Annotated in this window: 3 protein-coding genes; 1 reads left to right on the top strand and 2 read right to left on the bottom strand. The window is 37.1% G+C overall.

Features of this window, described 5'->3' with window-relative positions; all coding sequences use genetic code 11:
* Window positions 1-345 precede the first annotated feature (345 nt).
* Window positions 346-1,752 carry an APC family permease gene (locus tag FPG59_RS13390; RefSeq protein ID WP_086455091.1) on the top strand — a complete coding sequence of 469 codons (1,407 nt, stop codon included), beginning with the start codon at window positions 346-348 and terminating at the stop codon, window positions 1,750-1,752.
* A 602-nt stretch (window positions 1,753-2,354) separates the two neighbouring features.
* Here the strand turns inward: FPG59_RS13390 and FPG59_RS13385 are convergent.
* Together FPG59_RS13385 and FPG59_RS13380 are read right to left on the bottom strand one after the other, a co-directional pair.
* Entirely contained in the window at window positions 2,355-3,803 is a 1,449-nt protein-coding gene (locus FPG59_RS13385; RefSeq protein WP_086455090.1) for a glyceraldehyde-3-phosphate dehydrogenase, read from the bottom strand.
* A gap of 158 nt (window positions 3,804-3,961) precedes the next feature.
* The gene (locus FPG59_RS13380; RefSeq protein ID WP_086455089.1) at window positions 3,962-5,362 is read right to left on the bottom strand and encodes a trypsin-like peptidase domain-containing protein; all 1,401 of its coding nucleotides are present in this window, start codon (window positions 5,360-5,362) and stop codon (window positions 3,962-3,964) included.
* Window positions 5,363-5,446: the final 84 nt, after the last annotated feature.

Here is a 5,446-nt window from a genome sequence, read left to right as displayed (position 1 = left end):
AAAATTAGGTTTGCTTTGTCTGCTGTGAGCTAGATCAATTGCCAAATATAAGTATAATTGTATTACAAATCAGCAAAGGTATTTTTATTAACAGTAAGTTTTCGTACTTAAAACCTTAATGAAGTACTTCTCTTTTTCTGAGATTGAACTTGAATAGGAGGATTTTGCATGAAGGATAGGAGCGGCATCCTTTATTTTCTTTCTTTAAGAAAATAAAGATAGAGCGCATAGCCTGACGCAGCTGTAGCCTTGCGGAAGCTGGGACATGCCCAAAATAAGCACATCTGAATTTAGATTTCTAAAAAAAGTATATCTTTAGCCCACAACTAACCAAAACACCATTTTATGGAAGACCAAAAACCAGACAATTTTAAGAGAGAATTAGGACTACTTGACGGGACCATGCTTGTGGTGGGTTCTATGATAGGATCGGGGATATTTATTGTAAGCTCGGATATGGTGCGACAACTTGGCTCTGCCGGCTGGCTGATTGCTATGTGGGTGCTTACGGGCGTGATTACCGTGATTGCTGCGGTGAGTTACGGCGAGTTGAGCGCGATGTTCCCTACGGCGGGTGGGCAGTATGTGTATATTAAGGAAGCTTACGGAAAATTGATTGGGTTTTTGTACGGATGGAGCTTTTTTGCGGTGATTCAAACTGGTACTATTGCGGCGGTGGGTGTGGCTTTTGCCAAATTTGCGGCTTACTTGTATGCGCCTTTGAGTGATAAAAATATTTTGTATGAAATAGGCGATTTTAAACTAAACGCTGCCCAAATTGTTTCTATTGTGACGATTGTGTTGTTGAGTTATGTGAACAGTCGCGGAGTGAAAAACTCGAAGATTTTGCAAACGGTGCTTACGGTGATCAAAGTACTCTCGTTAGCGGGTTTGATTATTTTTGGTTTCATTGCTGCGGATGGTGCGGTGTGGGATGCGAATTGGGCCAACGCGTGGCAAGCTCAAAGTTTGAATGTGGAAACAGGCGAGTGGTTGCCTATTGGTGGTATTGCACTGATATCTGGTATTTCGGCGGCTTTTGTGGGATCGCAATTCTCGAGTGTGGCTTGGGAAGGCGTAACTTTTATTGCAGGCGAAATTAAAAACCCTAAACGCAATGTGGGTTTAAGTTTGTTTCTAGGAACATTATTGGTGAGTGTGATTTATATTGTGGCCAATGTGATGTACTTGGCAGTGGTGCCTTTGTTTGATATTGCTACTGCCGAATCAGATCGTGTGGCTGTGGTGGCTTCGCAAACTATTTTTGGATCGGTAGGAACTTTGATTATTGCCGTGATGATTATGATCTCGACTTTTGCGTGTAACAATGGTTTGATTATGGCTGGTGCTCGCGTGTATTATACGATGGCGCAGGATGGTGTTTTCTTTAAAAAAGCAGCTTCGTTAAACAAAGCGAGTGTGCCAGAATGGTCTATTTGGGCACAATGCATTTGGGCTTCGGCCTTGTGTTTGACGGGTAAGTATGGGGATTTACTTGATTTTGTGGTGATTATTGTACTGGTGTTTTACATCTTGACGATATTAGGAATTTTTATTTTACGCAAAAAAATGCCCAATGCAGAGCGTCCGTACAAGGCTTTTGGTTATCCGGTATTGCCTGCTTTGTATATTTTGATTTCTTCGGCGATTTGCTTGGCCTTATTGTACACAAAACCGACTACTTGTGGTTGGGGTGTTTTGATTATGCTTATAGGTATCCCGATTTACTATTTGACTAAGGCTAAGGAGTAGGTTTTTTTAATTATGAGTTATGAATTATTAATTAGTAAGCTGTGAGATGTATTATATCATTCATGAATTTAAAATAGTTCAACTTATATGATCTTATATTCCTTATATGTTTAAAAATACTTGTAGTTAAGTGTTTTTAAAAAATCAATAAAAAATCTGCTAAATCTGCTAAATCTGCGTGCCAATTCGGTACGACATCAAAAATCATAAACAAAAAAATCCGTCTCGTTCTAAAACAAGACGGATTTTGAATTTTATTCAAGTCGGGAAGTGGTTGTCTTAAATTTAAAACTATTGACTAAAACTAAAAGAAACTGTGAAATCTGTGGTTCAGTCGCAGTCTCAGTATTCAGTCACAGTTTTTAATCTCGGAGTTTAGATTGAATATTTTGAAAGATGAAAATCTGCTAAATCTGCGACATCTGCGTGCCAATTCAGTACCACAACAAAAATCATAAACAAAAAAAATCCGTCTCGTTCTAAAACAAGACGGATTTTAAATTTTATTCAAGTTGGGAAGTGGTTGTCTTAAATTTAAAACTATTGACTAAAACTAAAACTAAAAAAATTTCAACCACCCACCACAACTTGTAATCAGTAGGCTAGTAGTACGTAAAACGTCTTACTTTAGCAATATATTTAGCCAAGCGAATTACTTGGTGGCTGTACCCGTATTCATTATCGTACCAAATATAAAGCACAATATTTTTCCCATCTGCAGACACAATAGTAGCATTACTGTCATAGATAGCAGGCGCCGAAGTACCTACAATATCAGAAGAAACTAATTCGTTATTCAATGAATATTTTATTTGCTCTACAAGCTCCCCTTCAAGAGCGTATTTTTTCATAATTCCATTGATGGCCTCTACTGAAGTGGTCTTTGAAACCTCAAGGTTTAACACAACCAGCGAACCATTAGGAACAGGAACTCTAATAGCATTTGAAGTTAATTTTCCAGCTAAGCTAGGCAATGCTTTTGCAACAGCACTTCCTGCACCAGTTTCAGTAATTACCATATTCAACGCAGCTGCTCTACCACGGCGGTATTTCTTGTGCATGTTGTCTACCAAGTTCTGATCATTAGTATAAGCATGGATGGTTTCTAAATGTCCTTTTACAACGCCTAGGGTATCTTCAACCGCTTTCAAAATCGGAGTAATGGCATTGGTAGTACAAGAAGCTGCAGAGAAAATATTGATTTCATCTGGGTTGTACTCGTTGTGGTTTACACCGTGTACAATATTAGGAACTCCTTTTCCAGGAGCGGTAAGCAATACTTTATCGGCTCCTTTTGAAGTTAAATGGCGGCTCAATGCTTCTTGAGTTGTAAAAGCGCCAGTGTTATCAATTACTAAAGCATTGTTGATGTCAAATTGCGTATAATCAATTTCTTCTGGACTGTTTGCAGTAATAATATGAACGGTTGTCCCATTAATTATTAAAGCATTGTTTGCAGGATCTGCAGTTACTGAACCTTCAAAATCTCCATGAATTGAATCATAACGTAACAATGAAGCTCTTTTTTCAAGAGAAACGGCATCGTTTTTATCACGGGTTACAATAGCACGCAAGCGTAATTGACTTCCTTTTCCCGTTTTTGACATTAATTCTCTTGCTAGTAAACGACCAATACGTCCAAAACCGTATAAGACAACATCTTTTGGATGAATTTCTTCAGAATCTTTAGCGTTTTTTAGTTTGTCAATTACAAAATACTTAGCATCTGGATATTTGTCCTCTTCTAATCCGTATTCATAGGTAAGTTTACCAATGTCTAATTTTGCAGGAAGTAAGTTCAACTCTAAAATAGCTTTTGCAATTTTAACCGAATCAAATACTGAAATAGGTTTGCCTACAAACTCAGCAGCATATTCATGTAAATTGATAATCTCACTTACATTTCTGTCTAATAATTGATTGCGGAATAAGACCATCTCAATTGATTTGTCATACCATAAATCACTGATAATTTTAATCAGTTCTACTCCTGCACGTCGCCTGTCGGCTTGCAAAGAGACTTCTTTTTCGTATAAAGTAGTAGTTGCCATGTTGAAAATTTAAGGAAAATAAGGTGTTGTATTTTTTAAAATTTTTGGCAAAAATACCCATTTCAATCGATTTCGTAGCGTGTTTTAAGATTTTTTTACAAAATAAAAAAGCCACCTTGTTTAGCAAGATGGCTTAGTATTCAATTTTAAAAATAAACTTACATGTAAAAACGTAGCAGTTCACCATTTTTACTAATCAATTCTATACGTACCTTTTGATCAGCTTCTATTTTTCCAAATCTTTTCGATACCGTTTCTACATCTGTTGCTTTTACGTTATCAATACTTAAAATGATACTTCCCACTAGTTCCTCTTCATATTGTTGCCACTGTTCATCACTAATTCCTTTAATGCGCACACCGTGATCAATTTTATATTTCTTTTTATCAGCAGCTTCAATATTTTCGAGTGTTATACCTTTGAACTCCGCATTAAAAAACTCGTTTTTGCTCAAAGTCACAGGAACGGTTTTAGTTTTTCCGTCTCTAATATAGGTAACTTGAACTTTGTCATTTGGTCTTTTCGTATTGATGTATCCAGAAAGATCTGCAAATGATGTAATATTTTGTTCGTCTAATTTGACAATCACATCTCCGTTGGTTAAGCCAGCTTTGTCAGCACCAGAATTTTTAGTTACCCTTTTTATATAAAATCCTTGGGTTAAACTAATACCGTATTCTTTAGAATTCATACTATTCAATTCGCCACCTTCAACACCTAGAATTCCGCGTTGTACATTCCCAAATTCCATTAAATCTTCAATAATTTTGCGGGTAATGTTTGAGGGAACCGCAAAGGAGTATCCGGTATAACTTCCGGTTGGCGAAGAGATCATGGTATTGATACCAATCAATTCACCACGCGTGTTTACCAAGGCACCACCACTGTTTCCTGGGTTTACCGCCGCATCCGTTTGAATGAACGATTGAATTCCGCTGGTGTCTAAATTTCTGGCTTTCGCCGAAACGATACCCGCCGTAACGGTCGAATTCAGGTTGTACGGATTTCCTACTGCCAATACCCATTCACCCACTTTCACCGAATCAGAATTGGCGAAAGCCGTATATTGAAGCTTTTCACCCGCATCAATTTTTAGCAAAGCAATGTCCATTTTGGAGTCGGTACCTATTAATTTTGCTTTGTATGATTTCTTATTGTTGAGTGTAATTTCAATTTCAGAAGCGTCTTTCACCACGTGATTGTTCGTTACAATATAGCCGTCTTCAGAAATAATTACTCCAGATCCCGTTCCTACTTGTTCCTGAGATTGTCCACCTCTATAACCGTAAAAATATTCTAATATTGGGTTAGAAACAGTGGTTCTGGAAACGTTTTTCACGTGCACTACAGTATGAATGGTTTTATCAGCGGCCTCAGTAAAATCAAGTATTTCCGATGATAAACCAACACGCTTACCGTACGAGTTGGAAGCCATGGTAACTACTGAGCCATTATCTTTTGAAAAATAACCATCAGTATCAAATAATAGCTTGTAAGAACCTAAGGTAACTACACCACTTAATAAAGAAACTCCAAATAATGTTGATAAATTTTTCATATTCAATTTCGTTTTTAAAAAAATATATAGGTAAAATTAAAACTTTTTTGGATTGTTAAAATACCGTTTAACGCTCTTTAACAA

Source organism: Flavobacterium sp. FPG59 (assembly GCF_002150205.1).
In the GTDB taxonomy this organism is placed as follows: Bacteria; Bacteroidota; Bacteroidia; order Flavobacteriales; family Flavobacteriaceae; genus Flavobacterium.
This window is presented reverse-complemented; position numbering and strand designations above follow the sequence as displayed.

Excerpts from the sequence above, each read along its gene's own strand:
- FPG59_RS13380 (WP_086455089.1), bottom strand. The coding sequence starts at position 5,362 with ATGAAAAATTTATCAACATTATTTGGAGTTTCTTTATTAAGTGGTGTA.
- FPG59_RS13390 (WP_086455091.1), top strand. The coding sequence starts at position 346 with ATGGAAGACCAAAAACCAGACAATTTTAAGAGAGAATTAGGACTACTT.
- FPG59_RS13385 (WP_086455090.1), bottom strand. The coding sequence starts at position 3,803 with ATGGCAACTACTACTTTATACGAAAAAGAAGTCTCTTTGCAAGCCGAC.